Annotated in this window: 25 protein-coding genes and 5 tRNA genes; 19 read left to right on the top strand and 11 right to left on the bottom strand. The window is 44.5% G+C overall.

Annotated elements, in window-relative coordinates; translation table 11 throughout:
- The first annotated feature begins 96 nt into the window (after positions 1-96).
- From E8M12_RS10605 to E8M12_RS10565, 9 genes are all read left to right on the top strand, one after another.
- Positions 97-172: transfer RNA gene (locus E8M12_RS10605), tRNA-Gly, on the top strand.
- A 40-nt stretch (positions 173-212) separates the two neighbouring features.
- A tRNA-Leu gene (locus E8M12_RS10600) sits at positions 213-299 on the top strand.
- 20 nt (positions 300-319) lie between these two features.
- Positions 320-395, top strand: a tRNA-Gly gene (locus E8M12_RS10595).
- A gap of 21 nt (positions 396-416) precedes the next feature.
- Positions 417-492 (top strand) — tRNA-Gly (locus E8M12_RS10590).
- Between the two features lie 264 nt (positions 493-756).
- A complete protein-coding gene (locus tag E8M12_RS10585) occupies positions 757-1,344 on the top strand; it encodes a DUF4136 domain-containing protein (protein WP_169303121.1) in 588 nt (195 codons plus the stop codon).
- A 110-nt stretch (positions 1,345-1,454) separates the two neighbouring features.
- A complete protein-coding gene (hinT, locus tag E8M12_RS10580) occupies positions 1,455-1,805 on the top strand; it encodes a purine nucleoside phosphoramidase (RefSeq protein ID WP_136736127.1) in 351 nt (116 codons plus the stop codon).
- An 18-nt stretch (positions 1,806-1,823) separates the two neighbouring features.
- Positions 1,824-2,228: an acyl-CoA thioesterase gene (locus E8M12_RS10575; protein ID WP_136736126.1), complete on the top strand. Its 405-nt coding sequence runs from the start codon at positions 1,824-1,826 to the stop codon at positions 2,226-2,228.
- 220 nt (positions 2,229-2,448) lie between these two features.
- A complete protein-coding gene (locus E8M12_RS10570) occupies positions 2,449-3,516 on the top strand; it encodes a sensor histidine kinase (RefSeq protein ID WP_136736125.1) in 1,068 nt (355 codons plus the stop codon).
- Entirely contained in the window at positions 3,513-4,334 is an 822-nt protein-coding gene (locus E8M12_RS10565; RefSeq protein ID WP_136736124.1) for a LytR/AlgR family response regulator transcription factor, read from the top strand. The genes E8M12_RS10570 and E8M12_RS10565 overlap by 4 nt, the downstream gene beginning before the upstream one ends.
- Here the strand turns inward: E8M12_RS10565 and E8M12_RS10560 are convergent.
- The 3 genes from E8M12_RS10560 to E8M12_RS10550 form a co-directional block, all read right to left on the bottom strand.
- Positions 4,331-5,344 carry a 6-phosphofructokinase gene (locus tag E8M12_RS10560; RefSeq protein ID WP_136736123.1) on the bottom strand — a complete coding sequence of 338 codons (1,014 nt, stop codon included), beginning with the start codon at positions 5,342-5,344 and terminating at the stop codon, positions 4,331-4,333. The genes E8M12_RS10565 and E8M12_RS10560 overlap by 4 nt on opposite strands.
- Before the next feature lie 374 nt (positions 5,345-5,718).
- Entirely contained in the window at positions 5,719-7,155 is a 1,437-nt protein-coding gene (gene pyk / locus E8M12_RS10555; RefSeq protein ID WP_136736122.1) for a pyruvate kinase, read from the bottom strand.
- 23 nt (positions 7,156-7,178) lie between these two features.
- Positions 7,179-8,027, bottom strand: coding sequence for a MurR/RpiR family transcriptional regulator (locus E8M12_RS10550; protein ID WP_136736121.1), 849 nt, complete (start codon positions 8,025-8,027; stop codon positions 7,179-7,181).
- 291 nt (positions 8,028-8,318) lie between these two features.
- On the opposite strand from E8M12_RS10550, the gene zwf reads away from it, so the two are divergent.
- The 8 genes from zwf to E8M12_RS10510 all read left to right on the top strand — a co-directional run bounded on the left by zwf (position 8,319) and on the right by E8M12_RS10510 (position 17,740).
- Positions 8,319-9,785, top strand: a complete 1,467-nt coding sequence (gene zwf, locus E8M12_RS10545) for a glucose-6-phosphate dehydrogenase (protein ID WP_136736120.1) — start codon at positions 8,319-8,321, stop codon at positions 9,783-9,785.
- Positions 9,785-10,480, top strand: coding sequence for a 6-phosphogluconolactonase (gene pgl, locus E8M12_RS10540; RefSeq protein ID WP_136736119.1), 696 nt, complete (start codon positions 9,785-9,787; stop codon positions 10,478-10,480). Before zwf ends, pgl begins: the two co-directional genes overlap by 1 nt.
- Before the next feature lie 2 nt (positions 10,481-10,482).
- Positions 10,483-12,306: a phosphogluconate dehydratase gene (edd, locus tag E8M12_RS10535; RefSeq protein WP_438363459.1), complete on the top strand. Its 1,824-nt coding sequence runs from the start codon at positions 10,483-10,485 to the stop codon at positions 12,304-12,306.
- Between the two features lie 3 nt (positions 12,307-12,309).
- The gene (locus tag E8M12_RS10530; RefSeq protein ID WP_136736118.1) at positions 12,310-13,299 is read left to right on the top strand and encodes a glucokinase; all 990 of its coding nucleotides are present in this window, start codon (positions 12,310-12,312) and stop codon (positions 13,297-13,299) included.
- The gene (locus E8M12_RS10525) at positions 13,290-13,943 is read left to right on the top strand and encodes a bifunctional 4-hydroxy-2-oxoglutarate aldolase/2-dehydro-3-deoxy-phosphogluconate aldolase (protein WP_136736117.1); all 654 of its coding nucleotides are present in this window, start codon (positions 13,290-13,292) and stop codon (positions 13,941-13,943) included. The genes E8M12_RS10530 and E8M12_RS10525 overlap by 10 nt, the downstream gene beginning before the upstream one ends.
- Before the next feature lie 434 nt (positions 13,944-14,377).
- Complete coding sequence (locus E8M12_RS10520) at positions 14,378-15,037, top strand: outer membrane protein assembly factor BamD (RefSeq protein ID WP_136736116.1); 660 nt, start codon at positions 14,378-14,380, stop codon at positions 15,035-15,037.
- 173 nt (positions 15,038-15,210) lie between these two features.
- Entirely contained in the window at positions 15,211-15,801 is a 591-nt protein-coding gene (locus E8M12_RS10515; protein WP_136736115.1) for a LemA family protein, read from the top strand.
- A gap of 13 nt (positions 15,802-15,814) precedes the next feature.
- Entirely contained in the window at positions 15,815-17,740 is a 1,926-nt protein-coding gene (locus E8M12_RS10510) for a M48 family metallopeptidase (RefSeq protein WP_136736114.1), read from the top strand.
- Positions 17,741-17,793: 53 nt separating this feature from the next.
- On the opposite strand, the gene E8M12_RS10505 is transcribed toward E8M12_RS10510, so the two are convergent.
- The 8 genes from E8M12_RS10505 to E8M12_RS10470 all read right to left on the bottom strand — a co-directional run bounded on the left by E8M12_RS10505 (position 17,794) and on the right by E8M12_RS10470 (position 23,342).
- Positions 17,794-19,968 (bottom strand): xanthine dehydrogenase family protein molybdopterin-binding subunit, encoded by a 2,175-nt coding sequence (locus tag E8M12_RS10505; RefSeq protein WP_246034105.1) that lies wholly within the window; start codon positions 19,966-19,968, stop codon positions 17,794-17,796.
- A 1-nt stretch (position 19,969) separates the two neighbouring features.
- A complete protein-coding gene (locus E8M12_RS10500; RefSeq protein WP_136736112.1) occupies positions 19,970-20,437 on the bottom strand; it encodes a (2Fe-2S)-binding protein in 468 nt (155 codons plus the stop codon).
- Between the two features lie 101 nt (positions 20,438-20,538).
- Entirely contained in the window at positions 20,539-20,871 is a 333-nt protein-coding gene (locus tag E8M12_RS10495) for a TusE/DsrC/DsvC family sulfur relay protein (protein WP_136736111.1), read from the bottom strand.
- Complete coding sequence (gene tusB / locus E8M12_RS10490; protein WP_136736110.1) at positions 20,862-21,149, bottom strand: sulfurtransferase complex subunit TusB; 288 nt, start codon at positions 21,147-21,149, stop codon at positions 20,862-20,864. Before tusB ends, E8M12_RS10495 begins: the two co-directional genes overlap by 10 nt.
- Before the next feature lie 5 nt (positions 21,150-21,154).
- Positions 21,155-21,520, bottom strand: coding sequence for a sulfurtransferase complex subunit TusC (gene tusC / locus E8M12_RS10485; RefSeq protein WP_136736109.1), 366 nt, complete (start codon positions 21,518-21,520; stop codon positions 21,155-21,157).
- Positions 21,517-21,891 (bottom strand): sulfurtransferase complex subunit TusD, encoded by a 375-nt coding sequence (tusD, locus tag E8M12_RS10480; protein ID WP_169303119.1) that lies wholly within the window; start codon positions 21,889-21,891, stop codon positions 21,517-21,519. Before tusD ends, tusC begins: the two co-directional genes overlap by 4 nt.
- A 66-nt stretch (positions 21,892-21,957) precedes the next feature.
- Positions 21,958-22,626: a Bax inhibitor-1/YccA family protein gene (locus E8M12_RS10475; protein WP_136736107.1), complete on the bottom strand. Its 669-nt coding sequence runs from the start codon at positions 22,624-22,626 to the stop codon at positions 21,958-21,960.
- Between the two features lie 119 nt (positions 22,627-22,745).
- Positions 22,746-23,342, bottom strand: a complete 597-nt coding sequence (locus E8M12_RS10470) for a DNA-3-methyladenine glycosylase I (RefSeq protein ID WP_136736106.1) — start codon at positions 23,340-23,342, stop codon at positions 22,746-22,748.
- A 154-nt stretch (positions 23,343-23,496) separates the two neighbouring features.
- Here E8M12_RS10470 and E8M12_RS10465 point away from each other — a divergent pair.
- Positions 23,497-23,587, top strand: a tRNA-Ser gene (locus E8M12_RS10465).
- A gap of 332 nt (positions 23,588-23,919) precedes the next feature.
- Positions 23,920-25,092 (top strand): MerR family transcriptional regulator, encoded by a 1,173-nt coding sequence (locus E8M12_RS10460; protein ID WP_136736105.1) that lies wholly within the window; start codon positions 23,920-23,922, stop codon positions 25,090-25,092.
- Positions 25,093-25,306 lie beyond the last annotated feature (214 nt).

Below are 25,306 nucleotides of genomic sequence, written 5' to 3'. Positions count from 1 at the left end.
CTGTAGCTCAGTTGGTAGAGCATCACGTTGCCAACGTGAATGTCACGAGTTCGAGTCTCGTTAGCCGCTCCAATTTTAAAGTACTTACATATCGAAGCGGCTGTAGCTCAGTTGGTAGAGCATCACGTTGCCAACGTGAATGTCACGAGTTCGAGTCTCGTTAGCCGCTCCAAATCTCTCTCTGATTTCATTGAAACGGTCAGGCATATTATGCCCGGGTGGTGGAATTGGTAGACACAAGGGATTTAAAATCCCTCGTCTTAACGGACGTGCCGGTTCAAGTCCGGCCCCGGGTACCATTTCAGTGAACAGGAATAAAGCGGCTGTAGCTCAGTTGGTAGAGCATCACGTTGCCAACGTGAATGTCACGAGTTCGAGTCTCGTTAGCCGCTCCAATTTCCTAAAATACCCTTTAAGCGGCTGTAGCTCAGTTGGTAGAGCATCACGTTGCCAACGTGAATGTCACGAGTTCGAGTCTCGTTAGCCGCTCCAATTATTCCCAAAATAAATTTTCCAATCACATTGTAAAATCCAGTAGTTCAGTATTTTCAGTATTTTCTGTTATTGTAGTTTTTATATCGAACTCAGTATCGACGCTGATGCTTTGATTTTTCACTGATTTATTGGTGATATTGACACAATCGAAACTTGCCAGGGGTTTACCGGTCTATATTTATATTAACTCCGATTAACTTATCGGATGCCGTCATGGTAATGGGAATTTCTGGCAGATCAGGAGTGGGGAAGGAAACAACGATGAAACACATTATTCTAATTGCATTATTAGCTATCCTTAGTGGCTGTGCCAGCGGCTATAAGCCGGATATTGATTATAATCCGGAATATAATTTTTCGAACATCAATAGCTTTGTTGTACTCGATGCTATGCAGCCGATAAATGAGCAGGAAAATCAAGCTTTTAATGTGCATTTAAGTGATCTCGATAATGATCGAATCATTAAAGCTATCAGTATAAACCTGCAGAATAAAGGTTTAACGTCGACATCAATGGAGCAGGCGGATATACAGGTGCGTTATCAGGTGGTTACCAAAGACAAGACCCGGATTCGCAGTTATAACACATCATTTTACAGCTGCTGGAGCTGCGGTCCTTATTACGGAGGTTACAACTATGGTGGCCCGGTTAATCAGGTGGATGTGAAAGAATACGTGGAAGGTACGTTGATCATCGATTTGATAGACCCGCAACTGAAAAAGTCGATCTGGCGGAGCCAGGTGTCGCAAGCAGTGAAAGAAAACATCCCGGTGGCAGAGAAGCAAGCCAGAATTCAGGAACTGGTTGATGCGATGTTGGCTTCATTTCAGTCAACAGGCGTAAATTAGGTTTTATCGAGAAAACCGAACTCGTTATAATAGGTAAATTAAAAACTAAGGCATCGCAGCCTCTGATATAGTTTCGGGGGTGCGGTGCTTAATTTTATGCTGGAGAGAACATGCCTGAAGAAACAATATTTTCGAAAATCATCCGCCAGGAAATCCCGACCGAACTATTGTACCAGGATGAACTGGTAACTGCGTTTCGTGATATTTCGCCTCGAGCCCCGACTCACATATTGATTGTGCCAAATATGCTTATTCCGACGATTAATGATATTAAAAGCGAGCATGAATTGACCCTGGGTCGCATGGTCGTCATAGCTAAAAAGCTGGCAGCTCAGGAGGGGATTAGCGAAGATGGTTATCGATTAATCTTCAACTGTAATCAACATGGCGGTCAGGAAGTGTTTCACATTCATATGCATTTATTAGGGGGCAAACCCCTCGGCCCAATGCTCTCGGTATAACACAGTTAAGGATAAAAATTGACAGAACGTGAACAATTGATTGCGCAACGCAAGGCGCAATCAAAAAGCTTTCAGACGAAAACCGTATTCCCGGGATACACAAATCACCACAATACCCTGTTTGGCGGCCAGGCTATGGCCTGGATGGACGATATCGCATTTGTTGCCGCCACCCGGTTTTGTCGCAAACCGTTGGTGACCATTTCCACCGATCGCATCGATTTTAAAGAGGCGATACCATCCGGCAGCTTTTGTGAACTGGTTGCCGAAGTAGTGAGCGTAGGCAATACCAGCCTTAAGGTAAAAGTCGATATTTATCTGGAAAATATGTACGAAGACAACAAACATCACGCCATCAGTGGTACCTTTAGTTTCGTTGCTCTCGATGCGGACCGTCGACCAACCCCCGTATTGGATCTGTAGAGCAGGTCCTGAAAACGATTTACAATCATTTCTGCGAGGTCGCTTAGCCTCGCAGGACCATCCTTGTATTACTCTTATTGCGGCTAATCATTTGATAAAACCTGCGATTTTTGCGATAAGTATGCGTGAACGCAAGGCAAGTTACAGAGCTTTTTACCAGCCGATAAGAGATACTTTTCTCAGAAAGTGAATTATTTGATTGCGTAATACTGGGTAAGGTTTGAACTGGCAACAACTCATTGAAGATAGAAATCGATTTTTCTGGTTCCTGCACATCGGCGGCTGGATCGGATTTGCGTTTGTCCACTTTCTGGGCTCGCTGCTACATGATTTAAGAGATGTGTTCGTCTGGGTGATATTATTCAGAGCTTACGCCGGGGCGCTAATTTCACTGCCATTACGCTACATTTATCAAAAAGCCTGGAACCTTTCGCCGCTGAAAATTGCTTTGGTCGTCATAGTCTCTTCTTATGCGGCTGCGTTAGTCTGGCAGGTGGTAAATAATATTACCTTCTGGGAAATTTATAAATACGGGTATCGCCCGGATTTCTGGTTACTGTATACCCAGTACAGCGTATGGTCGTTTTATATTATGTTGGCCTGGAGTGGTTTGTATTTTGGTATTAAGTATTATCAGATGTTACAGCAGGAACGGCAGAAAGTACTGAAAGCCAATAACATTGCCAACCAGGCACAATTAAAGATGTTGCGCTACCAACTCAATCCACATTTTCTGTTTAATACCTTGAATGCGATATCGACACTTATCCTGATTGATGAGAATAAAAACGCAAATGCGATGGTAACGAAGTTAAGTGAGTTCCTGCGTTACTCGCTCGACAAAGATCCGATGAAAAAAGTTACGGTAGCGCAGGAACTGGCGGCACTGCAACTGTATCTGGATATTGAAAAAGTCAGGTTTGAAGAAAAGTTACAGCTGAAGTTTGAAATTCAGAATAATTGCCAAAAAGCCCTACTACCCTCAATGATCCTGCAACCACTTGCGGAAAATGCGATCAAATATGCTATTGCTGCGCGGGAAGAGGGTGGTACTATAAGCGTTAAAGTCAGCCGCTTTGCTAATGATCTACAACTAGAAATCAGTGACAATGGTCCAGGCGCTGAGATAGTCAACGGCAACCTTTACCGTGAAAAAGGCGTCGGCCTGGCAAACACCAGAGAAAGACTGGCAACGCTTTATCGGGACTACTCTCTGGTCGTCAGTGACAATGTGCCGAGCGGTGTCAAAGTTAATATAAGAATTCCTTTTCAAACCGAGTCTGAATGAACAAACTTACGACACTAATTGTTGATGATGAACCACTCGCCCGTAAAGGACTGGCGGTTCGTTTGCAGGATTTCAACTGCATTGATGTGATCGCTCAATGTGCAACAGGCAAAGACGCCATTGAGAAAATTGAACAGTTATCACCGAACCTGGTATTTCTCGATATTCAAATGCCTGGCTTATCCGGATTCGATGTGGTTCGGCATTTAATTGCTAATGATGTTGCCATGCCAATTATCGTTTTCGTTACCGCCTTTGATCATTATGCGGTGCAGGCATTCGATATCCATGCTCTGGATTATTTGTTAAAGCCCGTTGATTTGGAGCGTCTGGGAAAGACTATCGAGCGCATCGAAGGCTATGTGAAACAACAACAGGCAAACCAGCATAAGCAGCGATTGATCGAAGTCGTTACCAAAGTTACCGGTCATGACAGTGCTGCGATTATGGAGCAACTAGAGAGTAACAAACCGGTTTCCACCAACAGTTATTCCGACGTCCTGGCGATCAAAGATATCGGCGAAACTACGTTAGTTCCTACCCAGGAGATTATCTGGATAGATGCTGCCGGGGATTACATGTGTGTGCATACAGATGCTCAAACCCATATCCTGCGCAAAACCATGAAAGAGCTTGAACAAATGCTGGATCCGAAAATCTTTATTCGTACCCATCGCTCCGCCATGGTTAATAAACGGTTTATTGATAAGTTTGGCAATCAGGTTAATGGTGAATATTATCTGATTCTTACCAATGGCAAAGAACTGAAAGTGTCCCGAAGTTATAAAGACCGGGTCAAACAAGCGGTCCTGAGCTAGAGCAAATCCTGAAGGTCTTCCTGGATAGCTAACAAACTTGCATTCACTTCCTTGTAATGTTTTGTGCTACTCGCTAATGGTACCTGCAGGCAATGTTGGCCATCGATTCCTATCATTACATCAGTATGCCCCGCAAGTAGCTGTTTGACCGCAAAAGCACCCATATGAGTCGCTAAAATCCTGTCTTTAGCGACTGGATCGCCGCCGCGCTGGATGTAGCCTAAAACACAGGGAATACATTCAATCGACGCATAGTCCGCAAGGTCACTAGCCAGCTGGTTGGCGCCGCCAGGATATAAATTTTCTGCACTGACAATCAGATAACTACACTGACCCCGGCTTTTTTTAATGCGATGAATTTTACTGGCGATGTGCTGTAATTCGATACCTGGGTTGGAAAAATTTTCAAAAGTAATAATATGCTCGGCAGCACAGGCGATTCCGACGTTAAGTGCCAGGAAACCGCTTTTACGGCCCATCACTTCTACCAGAAATATACGTTCAAAAGCATCAGCCGTATCGCGGATTTTATCGATGGCATTTACGGCGGTATCAACGGCGGTTGCAAATCCAATCGTGTGATCGGTACCGTCAATATCATTATCAATAGTACCAGGGATACCTATGGTCTGTCCTGGATAAAATTGCTTAAATTTAGTTAAGCCGATAAACGAACCATCTCCGCCGATCACCACCAGGGCATCAATATCTAGTGCCTTCAGGTTGTCGGCTGCCTGCTGCATACCGGCGGGTGATTTAAACTCTTCACATCGGGCACTTTTTAAAATGGTGCCACCACTACCAATAATCTCTCTGACCACAGGCTCATCCAGCGCCATCCACTCATTGTGGATGAGCCCGTTATAACCATGCTTAAAGCCGATAACCTCGATGCCATGGTGCAGTGCATACAGGGTTGTGGCTCGTATTGCCGCATTCATGCCAGGGGCATCGCCACCGCTGGTAAGTAATGCGATACGGTTTGGTTGCTTTTGTGAATTGCCGCTCATAGGGTTATCCGTACGGTAATCAGTTCCTTGATACTAGCTTATACCAATTACACTAAGTTTGTGCACAACTCAGAGTTAGGGCAGAGGCTCATTTGCAACATAGATTTCATTGATATAGTCATTCTATATTAATGAAATATAGGGCCGTAAATGGGCCTCTGATAAACTCCCTACGGGTGAATTTTAAAGGCGTTTATCCTGCGTTACTGATTTTTTGACAATGGAGTGACCATTCTCTGCAATCAACGCCTTGTCTAAACGCCTTTAAATTCTCACTGAGTGAGCAATAGTTTAATGTAATTGGTATTAATTAGCCGCCAATAAAAAAGCCAGCATAAAAGCTGGCTTATTGTTAATCATCCGTAATACATCGATTACTTAATGGTCAGTACTTTCATGGTATTGGTGGCACCGACGGTTTCCATCATATCACCATGGGTAAATATAACTAAATCACCGGTTTTTAAGTCTGAGTGTTGTTCAACCGCCTCTAATACCTCGCTTGAAAGGGTATCGTTAGTGCTTTGGGTTGAATCAAAATAGACCGGATACACACCACGGTATATAGCAGACTTGTTTAGTGTTTTTTCATGTCTGGATAACGAGTAAATCGGTAACCCTGAGGTGATACGTGACATGATCTTTGAGGTCTGACCGGATTCTGTTAACGAAATAATGGCTTTAACGCCTTTCAAATGATTTGCCGCATACATGGCGGAAAGGGCAATCGTCTCTGACACTTCGTCAAACATCATTTCGACGCGATGTTTGGAGATGTTTACGGAGCGTTGTTTCTCTGCTCCTAAACAAACCTCTGCCATGGCTTTAACGGTCTCTACCGGGTATTTACCAGCAGCCGTTTCGGCACTCAGCATTACCGCATCGGTGCCATCAAGTACAGCATTGGCAACGTCCATTACCTCGGCTCGGGTAGGCATTGGTTGGGAAATCATGGTTTCCATCATTTGTGTCGCGGTGATCACAATACGGTTTAATTGTCGCGAACGAGCGATAATGTGTTTTTGCTTTCCAACCAACTCGGCATCACCGATCTCAACACCTAAATCGCCACGGGCGACCATTACCACATCCGAAGCGCGAATGATTTCGTCCAGTACATCATTGTCGTTAACGGCTTCAGCGCGTTCAATTTTAGCGACAAGGCGAGCGTTGCAGTCTGCTTCTGTCGCTAGTAAGCGCGCTTCTCGCATGTCGGCTGCGTCGCGAGGAAATGATACGGCAAGAAAGTCTGCATCCAGCTTTGCAGCCAGTTTAATATCTTCTTTATCCTTGTCGGTTAATGCCGCGGCTGACAGTCCACCGCCCTGGCGATTAATACCTTTATTGTTTGATAATGGACCGCCAACAGTGGTGACAGTATGAACTTGTCCGGCTTCGCTTTTTTCTACTTTTAGTTGAACGCGACCGTCATCCAGCAACAAAATATCACCAGGTTTCACATCATTCGGCAATTCTTTGTAATCGATACCAACGGCTTGTTGGTTACCTTCGCCTTTGGCCATGTTGGCATCGAGAATAAACTTGTCGCCTATCGCCAGATTGACCGGGCCGTCTTTAAACGTGGAAATGCGAATTTTCGGACCTTGCAGATCACCAAGGATGGCTACATAAGTATCTAACTCTTTAGCGATCTTGCGAACCATCTCGGCGCGATTGATATGATCTTCTGGTGCGCCATGTGAAAAGTTCAGACGAACTACATTAACACCGGCTTTTATCACTTCTCGTAAAACATTAATATCATCCGTTGCCGGTCCGAGGGTGGCAACGATTTTGGTTCTTCTGGGCATGAAGTCTAAACCTTCTTTAATTACTACTCTTTCCGCTCGAAGCGGGAACTACGTAAACTATCTTTAACTTTTTTCAGGTTGTCTCTGAATTTTGATCCCCGGCGCAGGGTAAATCCGGTGGCGAGAATGTCGATCAGTGCCAGTTGGGCAATTCGAGACGCCATTGGCATGTACAAGTCCGTGTCTTCGGCGACCGTTGGTGACAAGACGATGTTACATTCTTTTGCCAGGGGAGAACCTGCGTCGGTAATACCAATAACTGTAGCATCGTTTTCACGGGCAATATTGGCAACTTCGACCAAAGGCTTGGTGCGACCCGTGTGGGATATGACTACGACCACATCACCTTGAGAGCTGTTAATGCTGCTCATCCGCTGCATTAATATGTCGTCAAAATATACGACTGGTACATTAAAGCGAAAGAATTTGTTTTGTGCATCATGAGCGACAATCGCCGATGCACCAAGACCAAAGAAGGATATTTTCCGGGCTTGGGTTAATACATCGACTGCTTTGTTGATCAAAGTCGCATCTAAACTTTTACGAGCCATTTCAAGGTTGGCCAATGTCGATTCAAAGATCTTTGTTGTATACTCTTCTGCAGTATCATTTTCGTCGACATGTCGGTTAACGTAAGGTGTTCCATTTGCCAGGCTTTGCGCCAGGTGTAATTTAAAATCCGGATAACCTTTGGTATCTAACCGTCTGCAGAAGCGATTCACAGTGGGTTCGCTGATATTTGCCTGTTTGGCTAAAGACGCAATACTGGCGTGAATGACAGTCGCAGGAGACGCAAGAATGACTTCGGCAACTTTTCGTTCTGATTTACTGAAAGAATCAAACTCATTTGTGATTTTTTCTAATATATTCATAACAAGCCTCATGTTGTATTGCTGTTACTGTAAATTATTTTAACAGAAGATAACAGTATTTATGTAAATTTATTTCATAAAGTGACTGTTTTTCAATCGGAATTACAAACGAGGATATTATTCACATCTGGCATTACGCCAGCCCGCATTGCGATAAAACCAATTTTTGCAAGGGGTTATGTTAATATTTTCCTGTAATTTAATTACAATTAGACTTTACCTCAGGCCAACTTCGGTTTAAATTAATGGTAAATGTAGTTTTTTTTCATTGTCTGAAGAGAGTAGTACCATATGGCTCACAACAATCTGCAATCTGCAGAACAAATTGTCCTCTTTGGCGCCGCTGGCGACTTATCCCGTCGAAAATTATTTGCGGCCCTATATCATCTTGAATCGGAACACCTTCTTCAAAGTAATTTAAAAATCATTGGTGTTGCCCGAAACGAATATGATGAGAAAGAGTTTCAGCAATTTGTTGCCGACAATCTTGCCACCTTTATTGGCAACGAAATTACCGCGGAAGTGGTACAACGATTCACTGCTCGTTTCACGTATCTTAATCTCGATTTCTCCGATCAAGCGGGTTATAAGCGCTTAAAAGACGCGCTGACAAGTAAAACCAATACCTTATATTACCTGGCAACACCGCCAGCAATTTACGGAATGATCTGCGAAGGTCTTAATGCCCACGGGTTAGCTAATAAGTATGCCCGAGTCGTGATGGAAAAACCGATCGGTCACGACCTTCAATCTTCACAAGTGATTAATGATCAGGTCAACCGTTTCTTTGATGAAAGCCAGATTTACCGTATCGATCATTATCTGGGTAAAGAAACCGTTCTTAACCTGTTATCCCTGCGCTTTGCCAATTCACTGTTTTCAACCAACTGGGATCATAATTGCATTGATCACGTGCAAATTACCGTCGCAGAGAGTGTAGGTATTGAAGGGCGCTGGGGCTTTTACGATGAAACCGGACAAATGCGGGATATGGTCCAAAACCATTTGTTGCAGATATTGTCATTACTTGCCATGGAGCCGCCAACAGATTTGAGCGCTGAAAGCATTCGTGATGAAAAGCTGAAAGTAATTAAGGCGTTACGACCAATTACTAAAGCAAATATTCATGAAAAGGCGGTACGTGGCCAGTATGGCAAAGGCTACCTCAACGGTAAGGAAGTACCGGGTTATCTGGAAGAAGAGGGGGCCAATAAGGAAAGCACTACTGAGACCTTTGTTGCGATTAAAGCTGAGATCGACAACTGGCGTTGGGCCGGAGTGCCATTTTACTTACGTACCGGTAAACGCATGCCTTGTAAGCACTCAGAAGTCGTTATTTACTTTAAACATCAACCGCACAATATTTTTTCGCATAGTTACGCGCAGTTACCGGCTAATAAATTAACCATTCGCTTACAGCCCGATGAAGGGGTTGAGTTGACGGTAATGAATAAGATCCCGGGAATCAGCAACGAAATCCAGATCAAAGAAACCGCCCTGGACTTAAGTTTTTCTGAAATTAATGAAAACACCCGGGTGATTGATGCCTATGAGCGTCTGCTATTGACCGCAATTGACGGCAATCAGTCGCTGTTTATCCGACGAGATGAAGTTGAACAGGCATGGAAATGGGTTGACGGCATTATGGAAGCATGGAACGCCACTAACGAATTACCGAAATCTTATGCCGCGGGTTCCTGGGGACCTGTAGCTTCTATCGCGTTAATCGCGCGTGACGATCGAAATTGGGATGAATAATGTTTAACAAACATATTTTTGCCAGCAGACCTGAATTGGATCAGGCGTTTGCTGAGCAGGTTGCGGCACAGCTGCAATCGTTAATTGAAAAAAATGGCAAAGCCAGTATTGCATTTTCTGGTGGCAGCACGCCGAAAGGTTTTTTCGCAGCCCTGTCTGTGCAGGACATTGCCTGGGATAAAGTGACTGTGACCCTGGCTGATGAGCGTTGGGTAGAGTATGAAGACAATAATTCGAATACCCGTTTATTAACAGAAAATCTGCTTACCAATAACGCCAAAGTTGCCAGGTTATTTTCTCTAAAAAGAGATGGTGCTCTTGATGCCGATAATCTTGCAAAACTAAATCAGGATGCGAATGACGGTTTGCTGCCTTTAGATATTGTGATTTTAGGCATGGGTGAGGATGGACACACCGCGTCATTATTCCCATGCAGTGCCGAAATTGAGCAGGGGCTTGATCAACAAGCAGCGCCTGGTTTGTTGAAAGTCGTGCCAACAAGTGCACCGTTTGAACGCATTAGCTTTAATTTCAGTGCACTGATTCAAGCCTCTCACTTGTACCTGCATTTGGTAGGAGACAATAAGATGGCAGTGCTGGACCAGGCAATTAGCAGCAAAGACAGTATGCAAATGCCTATCAGAGCGTTTTTGCATCACGACGTGAAAACTGTCGATATATTTTGGGCGGAGTAGTTATGATAGATCCTAAAATTGCCGCGGTTACCGACCGTATTATTGAACGCAGCCGTGCTTCCAGAAAAAAATATCTGGAGAAAATCGATCGCGAGTCCTCAAAGAAAGTACACCGTGGGGCATTGTCATGCGGTAATCTGGCTCACGGCTTCGCCGCTTGTGGTAAGCAAGAAAAGGACATCCTTAAACAGTTAAACCATAGTGATATCGCCATCGTGTCCGCTTATAACGACATGTTGAGTGCGCATCAACCTTATGAAACCTATCCGGCGATTATTAAAAAGACCATTCGTGAAACGGGCGGTGTCGCTCAGTTTGCTGGTGGTGTCCCGGCTATGTGTGATGGTGTGACACAGGGTCAGCCTGGTATGGACCTGAGCCTGATGAGTCGTGATGTTATCGCTATGTCTTCGGCCGTAGCCCTGTCGCACAATATGTTTGACGGTACCTTGATGCTGGGTATCTGCGATAAAATCGTACCAGGATTACTTATCGCCGCGATGACATTTGGTCACTTACCAACGGTATTTGTGCCAGCCGGTCCAATGCCTTCCGGTATCCCTAATAAAGAAAAAGCCCGGGTCAGGCAACAGTTCGCCAAGGGCGAAGTGGGCAAAGACGAGTTACTGGAAGCAGAGTCGAATTCTTATCATGCGCCGGGAACCTGTACGTTTTATGGCACGGCAAACTCAAACCAGCTGGTGGTAGAGGTGATGGGACTACACCTGCCAGGTGCATCCTTTATTCCACCCAATACACCACTTCGGGAAGAGTTAACTAAAGCGGCCGCTCGTCAGGTAACTCGTCTGACCCAACAGTCGGGTAATTATCAGCCAATTGGTAAAATGATTGATGAAAAAAGCTGGGTCAATGCCATTGTTGCACTGCTGGCAACCGGTGGTTCCACTAACCTGACGATGCACTTGATTGCTGCGGCGCGTGCCGGTGGTGTCATTATTAACTGGGACGATTTTTCAGATATCAGTGATGCCGTGCCGTTAATGACTCGTATTTATCCAAATGGTTTTGCCGACATTAACCAGTTTCAGGACGCTGGGGGCATGGCACTGCTATTCCGCCGCTTAATCGACCAGGGCTTATTGCATACCGATGTGCAAACCATCTGTGGTGAAGGCTTAGATAAATATACCCAACGCCCAGTGCTCGAAGATGGCGAACTTAAATGGATTGACGGACCAACGGAATCAGGAGATCTGGAAGTCATTGCCAACAACGACAAGCCATTTAAAGCCGATGGTGGCTTAAAGGTACTCGAAGGTAACCTGGGACGAGCGGTATTGAAAACCTCTGCTTTGCGTCCTGGTTTCGAAGTGATCAAGGCGCCGGCAATTGTCTTTGAGGATCAAAACGAACTGGAACAGGCCTTTAAGAATGGCGAGCTGGAAAAAGACTTTGTTGCTGTTGTCCGTTTTCAGGGACCAAAGAGTCGCGGCATGCCGGAATTGCACAAACTGACGCCACCATTAGGGGTGCTTCAGGATAAAGGGTTTAAAGTTGCATTGGTAACCGATGGCCGTATGTCCGGAGCGTCAGGAAAAGTACCGGCAGCGATTCATCTCGTGCCTGAAGCTCTCGATGGTGGTTTGATCGCCAAAGTCAAAGACGGAGACATGATTCAGGTTGATGGCTACAGTGGTCGAATCAATGTACTGGTGAGTGAAGAAGAGCTCGCCAGTCGCGAAACGGCACAATTTTCCGGACAAATGCAACACCAGGGGATGGGGCGCGAATTATTCGGCTTCATGCGTGGCAGTTTGAGTGGCGCCGAGCTGGGTGCCTGTTCATTGTTTAAAGAGGATCATTAAGCCATGGCTCTATCTTCTTCAATGGTAAATATTGTTGCAGACATCGGCGGTACCAATTTACGCATAGGTATGCTTGATGACACTGGTGTAGTGAAGAACCTGCACTTGTATCAATGTGCGGAATTTTCAGGGTTGCAGGTGGTGCTGGAAGACTATTTTGTGCAACATCAGATAGATTCGAGCAAGGTGAATGCTTGTCTCGCTATTGCCTGTCCGGTCGACAAGGATCTGATCAGTATGACTAATTTGCCCTGGCAATTTAGTCAGTCTGAGCTTAAAGCATCCTTGCAACTAAGAAGCCTGTATTTGATCAACGATTACACCGCAATCGCAATGTCAGTGAATAGCCTCGATGACACTCAGAAAGTGAAAATTGGTGGTGGTAAAGCCATTGCCAAAAAACCAATCGCAATTTGTGGCCCTGGCACGGGCCTTGGTGTTGCAAACTTATTCGAGTTTCAGGGCCAGTGGATCAGTGTTGGCGGCGAGGGCGGTCATGTAGACTTTGCCCCTACTGATGATGATGAAGTCGCTATTTTGAAGTTTCTTAAACAAAAATATCCTCGGGTTTCGGCCGAGCAACTACTGTCGGGCCTGGGCATAGAGCAAATCTATCAGGCGTTATGTGCACTGCATCAGGTTCAGGCTCAGGATTATCAGGCGAAAGATATTTCTGCTAAGGGAATCAGTGGCGATTGTGATATCTGCCATCAGGCAATGCACCAGTTCTGTAAAACCCTCGGCAGTTTTGCCGGTAACCTGGCGTTAACCACAGGTGCGTTCGGTGGTGTTTATATCGCCGGCGGAATTGTACCAAGGTTCCTCGAATTTCTCGCAGCCAGCGATTTTCGCAGTCGTTTCGAAGCTAAAGGCAGATTTGAGGCGTTCAACCAAAGCATCCCTACGTATGTTATTACCGAACCACAACCCGGTATTTTAGGAGCTAGTGCCTATTTAACACAACAAATCAATAATGAGGTCGTATGTCTGTAACAACTAATTGGCAAATAAAGCCACAACAAATTTTTGCCATGGGTCCGATCGTACCAGTTTTGGTTATTGAGAATGTTGATGATGCGATTCCGATCGCTAAAGCTCTGATGGCAGGTGGTATCAAAGTTCTGGAAGTCACTTTGAGAACGGATAACGCGCTGCAGGTAATTCAGAAAATCGCTGACGAATTACCAGAAGCCATGGTGGGTGCTGGTACCGTGACCAACCCGCAGACATTGCAAGCTGCGGAGCAGGCCGGTGCCAAGTTTGCGATTAGCCCAGGCATGACTAAAGAGTTGCTGGAAGCCAGTGGCAAATCAACGATCCCCTTGATTCCAGGTATTGCCTCAATTTCTGAGTTAATGACGGGTATCGATGCCGGATTAGATCACTTTAAATTTTTCCCGGCAGAAGCAATCGGCGGTGCAAAATCGATTAAGTCAATTGCAGGTCCGTTTCCAGATATTCGTTTTTGTCCAACGGGTGGAATTAATGAAAGTAATATGGGTAATTATCTTTCTTTGAAAAATGTTAGCTGTATTGGTGGTTCCTGGTTGGTACCTGACGAGGCGGTGGCCAATAAGGATTGGCAACAAATTACCGAAATTACCAAAAAAGCGCTTGCCCAAGCCCACTCGTTTTAACTTAACCAATTGATTGACAAGGGGCTTTTAAAGCCCCTTTATTTTTTGTCTGATTTGCTTCAAATAATTACTTACATAATTCCGCTGAAATATTTTCACCCCCCTCAATCCTTAGCTATAGTGTAAATAAGCATTTCATTAGAAATGTAGATGGAACTTAATAAAGATAACAATCGTGCTCAGTTTTATCTTTGATTGGTTGAATTTTCATAACGTGATAGTGGTTCTTTAATTATCAAAAGCTGTGGTAATTCTGGATATCATAAGATAAATGTTAATCACTATCGGATCTGCATTAGTAAGTGGCGCTAGCTTACGTTTCGAAAATCAAAGGTCGCGTTTACGATTCTTACCGCAATAACTTCAGGACATTACAAACTCTGTTTAATTAGATGTTAATGACAGCACGAAGTCGTCATTGATAGGAGTGCCGAATGAAGATTGTTGTTTTGTTAAGCCTGATATTTCCCCTGATATCCTGCACCGCTGTGCCCGACGAAGAACCGGTATTATTACACACCAATATCAGCCAATCGCAACTTGGCTCCAACCTTAGCTTTGAAGAGTTGGATGAAGAAGTTAACCGGTTAAATTCGATAGTCGGCATGTATCCTCCAAGGTTTGAAGATGAGTTGCATCGTGAACAAACGTTTATGATCTGGCTTGAACTGGTTGATGTAGCCAAAAAATTTCATCAGCAGTTAGGTGAGGAAAAAACCTATTATATGTTAACAGAGCTATTTCGCATGGGCTATAACATGCAGGTACCTGGCAGTGGTCAAAATGCCATGGATTATCTCAGTGCTTGTTTAACAACCTATCCAACCTCTGTCGCCTGTAATTTTTCCGCAACCTACTTCTATTTGACTGCGGGCAAATATTACTTACACGATGCTGAGAAAAGCCTGCAGAGATTGCGCGCGCATTATTTACCTGCGGTTAATCTCGAAGTCGAAAGCGGTTATGTGTTCCTTTATTTATTTTTACAAGATGAGGAACGTGCGGTGGCGCAAATTGATCGCTTTATCGACGCCTTTCCGGACAGTCAACAGGCTGATGAATTTAATCAAATCAAAAAAGCATTGGCAGAATAGTCCGAATTCAACGCTTGTTAATTTGTTAAGTTTTGGCGCCAAAGATACTGTGGTTGCGAATAATCAAAGTAACGCGACTTTGCAACGAGGATAAAATGCTTGCGTAGCATTGCTGTCTAAATATCAATCGGTTACAGTGGGTTCTGTTATTTTTTGAACGGAACTCATACCTTATGTCTACTATTATTTTCTGGCTAATCGTCGCGGTGGTGATTTTTTATGTCATTGCCATTTATAACCAACTGGTTACTTTAAAGAATCGTTATAAGAATGCATTTGCGCAAATCGAAGTTCAGCTCAAGCGTCGTTATGACCTGATCCCGAACCTGGTTGAAACGGCAAAAGGTTATATGAAACATGAACGTGAAACCCTAGAGGCCGTTATTTCTGCCAGGAATGTGGCGGCCAAAGGCCTTGAAGCGGCAATCCAGTCTCCGGGAAGTGCCGCGGCAATGCAATCATTAGCTGGTGCCGAGAATACCTTATCAGCGGCGTTGAGCAGACTCAATGTGGTGATGGAAGCTTATCCTGATTTAAAAGCCAATGAGAATATGATGCAGGTAAACGAAGAATTGGTTAGCACCGAAAATCGCATCAGTTTTGCTCGTCAATCGTTCAATGATCAGGTAATGAGCTACAACACCTATAAGCAACAATTCCCACAGAACTTTTTTGCCGGTCCCTTCGGTCATCGCGAAGATGCTTCATTACTGGAGTTTGAAGACAGTGCTGAAATTCAGGCTGCACCAAAAGTAAACTTCTAAGCCAGTAAACCTCATGGATTTTTTTAAAGCACAGGATCAGGCCAAACGATCGACTAGCTTATTGGTGCTGTTATTCTTTGCTGCGGTGATTACCCTGGTTGTGATCACCAATGCACTGGCGATGGTGGCTTTGGGTTATGTAAACCTCGACTCGGATACATCGTTAGATCTTGCGTATTTTTCCAGTCAATTCGATTGGCGGGTTTTCGCATTTATCTCAGCTGTAGTCGGTTTTGTTATTTTCAGTGGTAGTGCCTATAAACAAATTTCCCTGCGAGCAGGGGGGAAAGCCATTGCCGAATCCCTGGGTGGCACCCTGATCAATGCTAATAGTGCCAATATCCTGGAAAAAAGACTAATCAATGTGGTTGAAGAAATGGCAATAGCCGCGGGTACGCCGGTCCCACGGGTTTATGTGTTAAAAGATGAAGCTGGAATTAATGCCTTTGCCGCTGGATTTACCACCTCTGATGCCGTGATTGGTATCACCCAGGGGGCTCTGGAAAAACTCGAGCGCGATCAACTGCAAGGGGTGATTGCCCATGAATTCAGTCATATATTAAATGGTGATATGCGACTGAATTTACAGTTGGTAGCACTGTTGCACGGTATCCTGGTGATCGGATTTATCGGTTATTACCTGTTGCGCGCCGGAAGGGGAAATAATAAAAATGGTGCTGCCATTTTAGCGCTTGGCTTTGGTTTAATGCTTATCGGTTATGGCGGGCATTTTTTTGGCAATATCATCAAGGCCTCAATAAGCCGACAACGAGAGTACCTCGCAGATGCCTCCGCGGTGCAATTTACCCGCAATAAAGAGGGAATCAGCGAAGCCCTGTATAAAATTAAACAGTCGGCCTATGGTTCTTACATTGAACAACCCGACGCTATTGAGTATACCCATGGTTTTTTTTCGACCGGAGTAAAATCATTCTCAGCCAGATTGTTTGCCACACACCCACCATTAGATGAGCGAATTACCCGTATCTCCCCGCATTTATTACTTAACAAGGCTAATGCCGACCACAAGCCAATGCGTAAGGTGAATAAAGTGAAAGGAGAGTCTGTCACGGCAAGTGCCAATGTGTCTGGTTCTAATATGAAATCAGCAGTTGTAGAGTCGATAACCGCGTTGTCGGTATTATCTCAGGCCGGCAATATTACTGATCAGCAGTTAGACTATGCTCATCAGTTGGTGAGCAGCTTTAATGACCAGATATATTCTGCCAGTCACGATCCTTGTGGGGCGATGGCAATCGTCTGTTGCTTGTTGTTATCAGACCAGGCGCAGGTACTTAATGATCAACTCGAATTTATTCAAAATGCTGACGAGCTGCAAATTATCGATCATGTGTTTGCACTAAGGCAGGATATTACTGAATTGGCGCTAGGGCTACGGTTGCCACTCATTGATATGGCGAACCCCGCGTTAAAACAGTTGAGTAATATTCAGGTAACTCGTTTCGAACAACTGGTAAAAGCGCTAATTTTTGCAGATGAAAAATTGGATCGATTTGAATGGGTATTACAACAAGTCGTATTTCGCCATATTGAAAATCGCCAGCCGTCTCGTATTGGTAAAAAATATTTACCGATAGCTAAGGTTGAGCAATCTGCGCATACCCTTTATTCGCTGGTGCTTGGAGCAACGGAGCATCAATTGACGGACCAGCATTTAGAAGCCCTGAGATTTTCCTCAGAATTGATGCAGTTACGTCCATTAAATCCAGAGCTAACCGACTTTACCCAAGCCAGCGCGTGTTTAGATGAATTGAATCAGTTAGGGTTTGGCGACAAGGAGAAAATTATCCGGGGTTGCCTGTTCCTTATAGGTATTGATGGCATTTTCAGCATTAAAGAATATGAATTGGTACGCGCTATCGCTGATGTGCTGGGGGTGCCATTGCCTCCTGATTTTCGCATAGGACCTACACATTAATATTAATAATTAGATTGTTAAAAAGGGCGCCGATGGCGCCCTTGATGTGTCGATTAAACAGACATAGGTTTTATTGGTAAGTCACGATACCGCTTGCCGGTAGCGGCAAATATCGCATTAGCCAATGCCGGAGGAAATGGCGACACGCCAGGCTCGCCTAATCCGGTAGGCTCTTTATCCGAATCCACTAAATGCACCCGAACGTTCGGCATTTCATTAATACGTAGTACCGGATAATCGTGGAAATTGGAATTAACCACTTGTCCGTCACGGAATACGATTTCCGTATAAAGTGACAATGACATGCCCATAACCACAGCACCTTCCATTTGTGCCGTCGCACCATCGAGATTTAACACCTGGCCACAATCAACCGCACAATCGACATTTAATACTTTAATGTTGTCGCCGTCGACTTCCACATGCACCGCCATTGCTACATAGCTACTAAAGCTATAATGCACTGCCAGACCGATACCCTGGCCATCTGGCAGTTTGTCCCGTTGATGATAACCACTTTTTTCTGCGGCCAGAGCCAACACGTGTTTAGAGCGTTCTATCTGCTCGGTCTGTTTAGGGTTGGTATTGTTGTCATAAAGCTTATTGAGAAAGGCAAATGAGTCGATGCCAGCTTTATGGGCCAATTCATCGGCAAAACTGGCGATAGCGAAACCATAAAAGATCGCATAAACGGCGCGATACCAGCCTATTCGGGTATGAGCTGGTGCCAAGCCGCTTTCGACCTGCATGTTTTTCACCCCAAAAGGGTGGTTGTAAACATCTTTGGTAGCGCCTTTCGGTGCCCGTTCCACGGATTTATCAAACAACGAGTTAATGGATGGAAAGGCCACCCGCTGTAGCCAGGCATCAACATTACCATCGTCATCAAATCCGGCCTCGATATGCTGAGCGCTGACCGAATGGTAATATCCGGTCCGCATATCTTCTTCCCGGGTCCAGGTCAGTTGCACTGGGGCATTTACCTTTTGCGAGATAACCGCCGCTTCGTGGACATAATCGCACTTAAATTTACGCCCAAACGCACCACCGGCCATCATCACATTAACCTTGATATCTTTCGGCTCGCGCTGTAAATATTGGCCGAGCACTTTTTGGATATCGGCGGGGCTTTGAGTCGACGCCCATACCTCACAACTATCTTCTTTCACCCAGACAACACTGGCATTGGGTTCCATCGGTGCGTGGCACAAATGACCTCCGGTATAGGTTGCACTGTGGGTATGCTTGGCTTTCTCTAACGCTTTTGGCGTATCACCACGTGAATCCATGACTTCAGCGCTTTTTTCAACGTTGGCAATGAGTTGCTTTTTATAGGCTTTGGTTTCATAAACCGCATTTTTTCCAGTATCCCACTCAACTTTCAGCGCTTTCACTCCCTGTTGTGCGGTCCAGCTGTTATCGGCAACAACGGCAACGCCACCCAGCGAGCCAAAGGGTATGTCGAATCGATCAATCTCAATCACATCGCTGACGCCTTTGATGGCCAGTGCTGCACTTTTATCAACCGATTTCAATTTACCATCAAGTACCGGGCAATGGACGATCGCCGCATACTTCATCCCCGGTAATTTGGTATCAACGCCATATACGCGTTTACCAACGACAACATCGTCCTGATCATGTCGTTTTAATTCTTTGCCAATGTATTGATATTGCGACTTCTGTTTTAGTGTCGGCTTTTCTGGCGCCGGCATCGTTCCTGCTAGTGTAGCAAGTTCGCCAAAACTTAATTTTTTGTCGCTGCCACGGTGATAAACCACATGTTTTTTTGCATAACATTGACTGATATCGGTATTCCATTTCTTAGCGGCGGCGGCTTCAAGCATAAACTTAGCGGCCGCTCCGGCTTCACGCATGGGGAGATACATTAATCTTATACTGGCAGACCCACCGGTAGCCTGAGGTCCATATTTATCTTCATTCCCTTCGCCCTGGAGGACTGTTACCTGGTCCCAGTCCGCCTCCATTTCATCGGCGACAGCAGCGGGTAGGGCGGTACTGATGCCCTGGCCCATTTCACAGCGACCACAATAAATGGTGGTACTGCCATCTTCGCTTAGGTGAATAAAGGCATTTGGATTAAATTCATCTTGTTTAAAGGGTTTATCATTGCTGAGAGCGCTTGCGGGAAGACTGACACCAAGCATTAGGCCTGATCCACCGATGCCCGCGGTTTTTAAGAATGTTCTGCGCGTAAATGTACTCATCTTACACCTCCTTTGCCAGTTCATCTGCCGCCGCTCGAATGGCTTTTTTGATACGTTGATAGGTACCACATCGACAGATGTTACCTTGCATCGCCATATCAATATCTTGATCGCTCGGTGATTGATTCTGGTTCAACAGGCTCGCAGCATTCATGATTTGACCCGCCTGACAGTAGCCACATTGAGGAACACGATTGTCAAGCCAGGCTTTTTGCAATGGGTGATCGCCGTTTTCCGATAAGCCTTCAATGGTGGTAATAGATTTGTTGGCTAAAGAGCCAACCGGGGTAACGCAGGAGCGAATGGCCTGGCCATCGAGATGAACCGTGCAGGCTCCGCATAAACCACTGCCACAGCCAAATTTGGTGCCGGTTATTTCGAGACGATCGCGCAAAAACCAGAGTAACGGCATGTTTTCATCGACATCAATGGCCACTGTCTGACCATTGATTTTCAGTGTTTTGTTCATAAGCGTGTACCTGTTAGCTAATGGTTGCTGCCATCAGTGTAACCAGTTCACACATTATTAACAAATCAAAGCATGCACTATCGATGTCGCTGTGGAGAAGATCAGATACAGCGAGCGGGTTTTGGCAAACCGGCGATTTTCGTGGCCTGTTTGGCCGGCCCTTTGGGAAACAGGCGGTACAGGTAACGACTATTGGCTTTTTCTTCCGGAAATTCGGTTTTTAATGCTTTGATTAAGGCGCGGATCGCCGGAGAGGTCTTATAGGTTAAATAAAAATTGCGAACAAAATTTACCACTTCCCAGTGATCGTTGGTCAGGGTGATTTTTTCCAGTTCAGCAATTTGATAGGCGAGTTCTGGTTGCCAGTCATCAATGCTGGTGAGGTAGCCTTCTTTATCCGTTTCTATTACTCGACCTTGAAATTCTATTGCCATGTTATTACCTTATCTGCGGCTAACGTCAGGGAGACAAATTGCTCATAATCGCATAACGTCACATTGGGAAGAGGGGCCACAATCCCCCTGGCACTGACATGATCGGTTAACGCATATACCTGATGTTTCGATGCAAGTTGCTCAACAATCGGGTGTTTCAGGTTATATACGCCGTCATCAATCAGTAAAACCAGGTCGTCCTCCAGCAAGGCTGTTTGACACTGCTGGAGTTTCATATGAGTAAAGCCAGAGCTTCGGAGTAAATGTAAATTTGCCATATTGATCAGAATGTCAGAATTATGTCGTAATTATTTAAAGATTGATTAAATTGTTGCCGTGATAATAGCTGAGGGTTATCAACTGCAAACTCGCAATTCAATCCTCGTTCCTTAACGTCATCGAGACAGATATAGATATCGTCGATATCATAAAAACCCAGGGCTTTAAATGTCGAGATAAAATCTTTGCTACCGAGTAATTCCGGGTTTTGTTGTTTGATTGTCTGAAACACCCCGTCAGCCATAAAAAACATGGCAACCGGCACTTCGTAACTGGCAAAAATTAAGGCTAAATCAAGTGCTTCTTTGGCCTTAAAATCATCAAATGTGGTGGCCGTGTTGACGATAGCAATACGTTTGTTGTTACTCATAACTGCACAACCTTATCGGCCTTATCGGTCAGCACGACTAATTCTCCGAGTCCGGAAATGGTGAAATGACTGGCGATATTGTGCGAGTATCCGGGGGAGTTCGAATCGGTAAGCCCACGACGCTCAGCGGCGCTAATACATAAATGCATGGGGGTGTTGGTTGATTTATGAAACTCATCCCAGGCTGTTAAATGATTGATTTCATCCGATGGGGTTTGTAGATAGCTGTTGGCATTGATAACCCCGTGCTGATAGAAGAACACACCGTTAATTTGATGCCCCTGAGCCAGAATCGCCTTGGCATACTTAAGAGCAGTCAAAGTCCTATTGTCGGTTGGCGCAGTGCTGATGATAATGGCAAAAGTTGTCACATTAAATTCCTGAAACAAAAAAGCCCCTTTTGAAGGGGCTTAGTATAACGGATTCTTTAATAAGAATTAATCGTCTGAATTAAATGCGCCTAATAAATGTAAAAGGCTAACGAAAATGTTGTAGATGTTTAGGTATAGTGACACAGTCGCGCGAATGTAGTTACGCTCGCCACCGTGAATAATACGGCTTGTATCAAATAAAATTAACCCAGACATAATCATCACAATTGCGGCACTCAGGGCTAGAGATACAGCAGGAATTGCAAAGAAAATATTAGCGATAGCCGCAATAATAACGACAATCAGGCCTACCATTAGAAAGCCACCCATAAATGAGAAGTCTTTCTTAGACGTCAGTGCGTAGCCAGATAAACCGAAGAAGATTAATGCTGTGCCACCTAGCGCTTGCATGATTAACGTACCACCATTTGGTAGTGCAGCGTACATATTAAGTAGTGGCCCTAGTGACGCACCCATTAAACCAGTGAAGGCAAAAATCCAAAATAGACCGTTAGCTTTGTCTGCTTGTTTGTGAACAACAAATAGTAAACCAAAAGCAACGAGTGTCATTACTAAGGCGGCGATGTGTGATAAATTCATTGCCATGGAGATGCCGGCAGTCACTGCACTAAATGCTAGTGTCATACCCAGCAGCATGTATGTGTTACGTAACACTTTATTGATTTCGATAGCACTACTTTGTGAAGTAGCACCAAAATTCATATTTGTTTGCATAAACAATCTTCCTTTATGAACATAATTCTATTTATGTAGATAAGGGCAGGTTTGAAAAGTTCAATACCTGCACTTAAATATTGACATATTATGGCATGAGGTTTTTTAAAATACTACGACTAAGCTTGCTTAAATTGCTCGATAATTTGATTTCTTTTGTAACAGTCTATCGAGTGATCATTGACCATGCCACATGCTTGCATATGTGCGTAAACTATTGTTGAACCAACAAATTTAAAACCTCGCTTTTTCAATTCTTTACTGATCCTATCCGACACTTCGGTTTGCGCCGGATAATCGTCAAGGCTCGTTAAATCATTGACTATAGTCCTATGGTTAACAAATCCCCAGAGAAACTCACAGAAACTACCAAATTCTTTTTGTATCTCGATAAAGCGTTGTGCATTATTTACCGCTGCCCGGATTTTTAGCTGATTGCGGATAATTCCGGGGTTTTGTAACAGCGCCTGTATCTTATCCTCATCATAGCTGGCGACTTTTTGAACATCAAAATTGTCAAATAGTTGCCGATAATTTTCCCGCTTTTTTAATACCGTATACCAACTAAGACCGGCTTGTGCTGATTCTAGTGTCAGGTACTCAAACATTTTTTGGTCGTCATGAACCGGGACGCCCCATTCGTCATCATGGTATTTCACATAATCAGGCTTGGATTGATCAAGCCAGGGGCAGCGTTTAAGGTTATTGTTTTTCATAAAGTTTACTTCCTGATGGATAATGTCAGTGTACGATTATCCGTAGTACTGTGCAAAAAATTCACATCTTGCTGGTTTTTTCAACGGTTAGAATTTTTATCGAAATTAGGCCTTTACAAGCGTAAATGGAATCTATAATATTCGCAGCACTTCAGGTGAGATGGCTGAGTGGTCGAAAGCACCGGTCTTGAAAACCGGCAGGCGTTAATAGCGCCTCTAGGGTTCAAATCCCTATCTCACCGCCACTTTTGAAAGCCCGCTATATTAGCGGGCTTTCTTGCTTTAGCGCCATCCGTGGCGTGGCGGCATACACAATATCCATGTTTATCGTCATTATTTATACCGTCCCTGGAATAATGACATACCAAACATCCATGTTTATAACCGCCATATTTAAAAACCCGCTTAACAGCGGGTTTTTTGCTATCTAGATGCTTCTATTTATTTTTAATTTACATCATTTATCTCTGACACATTGTTTTGTCATAACTTATCGTTTTCTGAAAATCACACATTGACCTGTCTATTGCTTTATAGTTTACAGTTGATACAGAAACTGTGAATTAAGGTGTGCCCCTTGTACAAAATATCGGATCTTGGAACCATGGTAGGGCTTTCAAGAACGGCTTTATTGTATTACGAAAAGCTAAAGCTTATTCAGGGAAGAAGGGCAGCTAATGGCTATCGGATTTATGACGACTCCGACGTGCAACGAGTGCGTTTGATTCAAAAACTGCAATCTGGTGGATTAACGCTTCAGGAATGTAAGGCGTGTATTAACTCAAAGCTGGATATTACCCTGTTGCAACAGCGAATTAAGACGCTTGATGAAGAGATTGTACAGAAACAACAGGCCCGGGCGCTACTCGCTGCCATGGCAGGACAAGGCCCACTCAAAGCATGGCATGAGGAACTAGATAGGCTAGCTCCAGATGCGCACCTGGCTTGGCTAAAAACGCAAGGCTTCAACGAAAAAGAAGCATTACGATTGAAATGGTTATCAAAAGATATGAATGAACATGATGAATATATGGCTGACTTTATGAAAGTCTTTGCCACATTGGAACGTTGGGCACCTGGTAGTGAGGAAGATACCAAGGCCGCCTTGGATTTAGTGCCGGTACAACCCAAGAGTATTCTTGAGGTCGGTTGCGGCAAAGGCTTAGCGACCATGGTACTGGCTAAGGAAACCAGCGCTAAAATAACAGCCCTGGACAATGAACAAACCGCTCTTGAACGGTTGTCTGATCGCTTTACACAGCATGGAATTGCAAACCGGTTGCAGGTCGTCTGCGAAAACATGTCCAAGCTACCCTTTGCGCCTGAAAGCTTTGATTTGGTCTGGGCAGAAGGCAGCGCCTACGTAATCGGTGTACAAGCCGCCCTTATCGAATGGCAAATGGTGATCCAAAAACAAGGCTACTTACTGTTAAGCGATCTGGTGTGGTACACAGATAACCCCAATGAGCGTTCGGTCACATTCTGGCAACAGGAATACCCGGACATGCAGTCGGTAGAAACGCGAATTGCCCAGATGGAGAAGGCAGGGTATCAGGTCATTAGCCATTTTCCGCAAAGCAAACGAGCCTGGCTGAATTATTATAAGCCGCTTGAGCAGCGGTTAGTGGAGCTTAAACCCGATATGGAAGACTCGGCCGCCTATCAGGCAATTTTAAACGAGGTTAGGGTTTGCACTGAGTTTGCTGATGAGTTTGGTTACCACATGTTTTTGTTGCAAAAAAACGGATAGCGATAAAGCCTTATGCTTTCAAAATGTACGAGCAATAGTACTGGTGAAGTAGGGTGGTGCTTTGCGGTGAATATATATGACTTGTTATAGGAAAATTGGTGCGATATTAACCCGATTTCCCCAAGGTTGTTTAACGATTGAACAAACAATCAAAAAAAGTCAGTTTTTTTACTTATTTTCGGGTCTATCCCTTTACATTAACGGAAGCAGCCAT

Origin of the sequence: Thalassotalea mangrovi (assembly GCF_005116735.1) — a bacterium.
Classification (GTDB): domain Bacteria; phylum Pseudomonadota; class Gammaproteobacteria; order Enterobacterales; family Alteromonadaceae; genus Thalassotalea_A; species Thalassotalea_A mangrovi.
Note: the sequence above shows the minus strand (reverse complement) of the source record. Positions and strands in the feature narration are given on the sequence as shown.

Coding starts and splice junctions, on each gene's coding strand:
- E8M12_RS10585 (WP_169303121.1), top strand. CDS start 757: ATGAAACACATTATTCTAATTGCATTATTAGCTATCCTTAGTGGCTGT.
- hinT (WP_136736127.1), top strand. CDS start 1,455: ATGCCTGAAGAAACAATATTTTCGAAAATCATCCGCCAGGAAATCCCG.
- E8M12_RS10565 (WP_136736124.1), top strand. CDS start 3,513: ATGAACAAACTTACGACACTAATTGTTGATGATGAACCACTCGCCCGT.
- E8M12_RS10560 (WP_136736123.1), bottom strand. CDS start 5,344: ATGAGCGGCAATTCACAAAAGCAACCAAACCGTATCGCATTACTTACC.
- pyk (WP_136736122.1), bottom strand. CDS start 7,155: ATGCCCAGAAGAACCAAAATCGTTGCCACCCTCGGACCGGCAACGGAT.
- E8M12_RS10550 (WP_136736121.1), bottom strand. CDS start 8,027: ATGAATATATTAGAAAAAATCACAAATGAGTTTGATTCTTTCAGTAAA.
- zwf (WP_136736120.1), top strand. CDS start 8,319: ATGGCTCACAACAATCTGCAATCTGCAGAACAAATTGTCCTCTTTGGC.
- pgl (WP_136736119.1), top strand. CDS start 9,785: ATGTTTAACAAACATATTTTTGCCAGCAGACCTGAATTGGATCAGGCG.
- edd (WP_438363459.1), top strand. CDS start 10,483: ATGATAGATCCTAAAATTGCCGCGGTTACCGACCGTATTATTGAACGC.
- E8M12_RS10530 (WP_136736118.1), top strand. CDS start 12,310: ATGGCTCTATCTTCTTCAATGGTAAATATTGTTGCAGACATCGGCGGT.
- E8M12_RS10525 (WP_136736117.1), top strand. CDS start 13,290: ATGTCTGTAACAACTAATTGGCAAATAAAGCCACAACAAATTTTTGCC.
- E8M12_RS10520 (WP_136736116.1), top strand. CDS start 14,378: ATGAAGATTGTTGTTTTGTTAAGCCTGATATTTCCCCTGATATCCTGC.
- E8M12_RS10515 (WP_136736115.1), top strand. CDS start 15,211: ATGTCTACTATTATTTTCTGGCTAATCGTCGCGGTGGTGATTTTTTAT.
- E8M12_RS10510 (WP_136736114.1), top strand. CDS start 15,815: ATGGATTTTTTTAAAGCACAGGATCAGGCCAAACGATCGACTAGCTTA.
- E8M12_RS10505 (WP_246034105.1), bottom strand. CDS start 19,968: ATGAGTACATTTACGCGCAGAACATTCTTAAAAACCGCGGGCATCGGT.
- E8M12_RS10500 (WP_136736112.1), bottom strand. CDS start 20,437: ATGAACAAAACACTGAAAATCAATGGTCAGACAGTGGCCATTGATGTC.
- E8M12_RS10495 (WP_136736111.1), bottom strand. CDS start 20,871: ATGGCAATAGAATTTCAAGGTCGAGTAATAGAAACGGATAAAGAAGGC.
- tusB (WP_136736110.1), bottom strand. CDS start 21,149: ATGGCAAATTTACATTTACTCCGAAGCTCTGGCTTTACTCATATGAAA.
- tusC (WP_136736109.1), bottom strand. CDS start 21,520: ATGAGTAACAACAAACGTATTGCTATCGTCAACACGGCCACCACATTT.
- E8M12_RS10475 (WP_136736107.1), bottom strand. CDS start 22,626: ATGCAAACAAATATGAATTTTGGTGCTACTTCACAAAGTAGTGCTATC.
- E8M12_RS10470 (WP_136736106.1), bottom strand. CDS start 23,342: ATGAAAAACAATAACCTTAAACGCTGCCCCTGGCTTGATCAATCCAAG.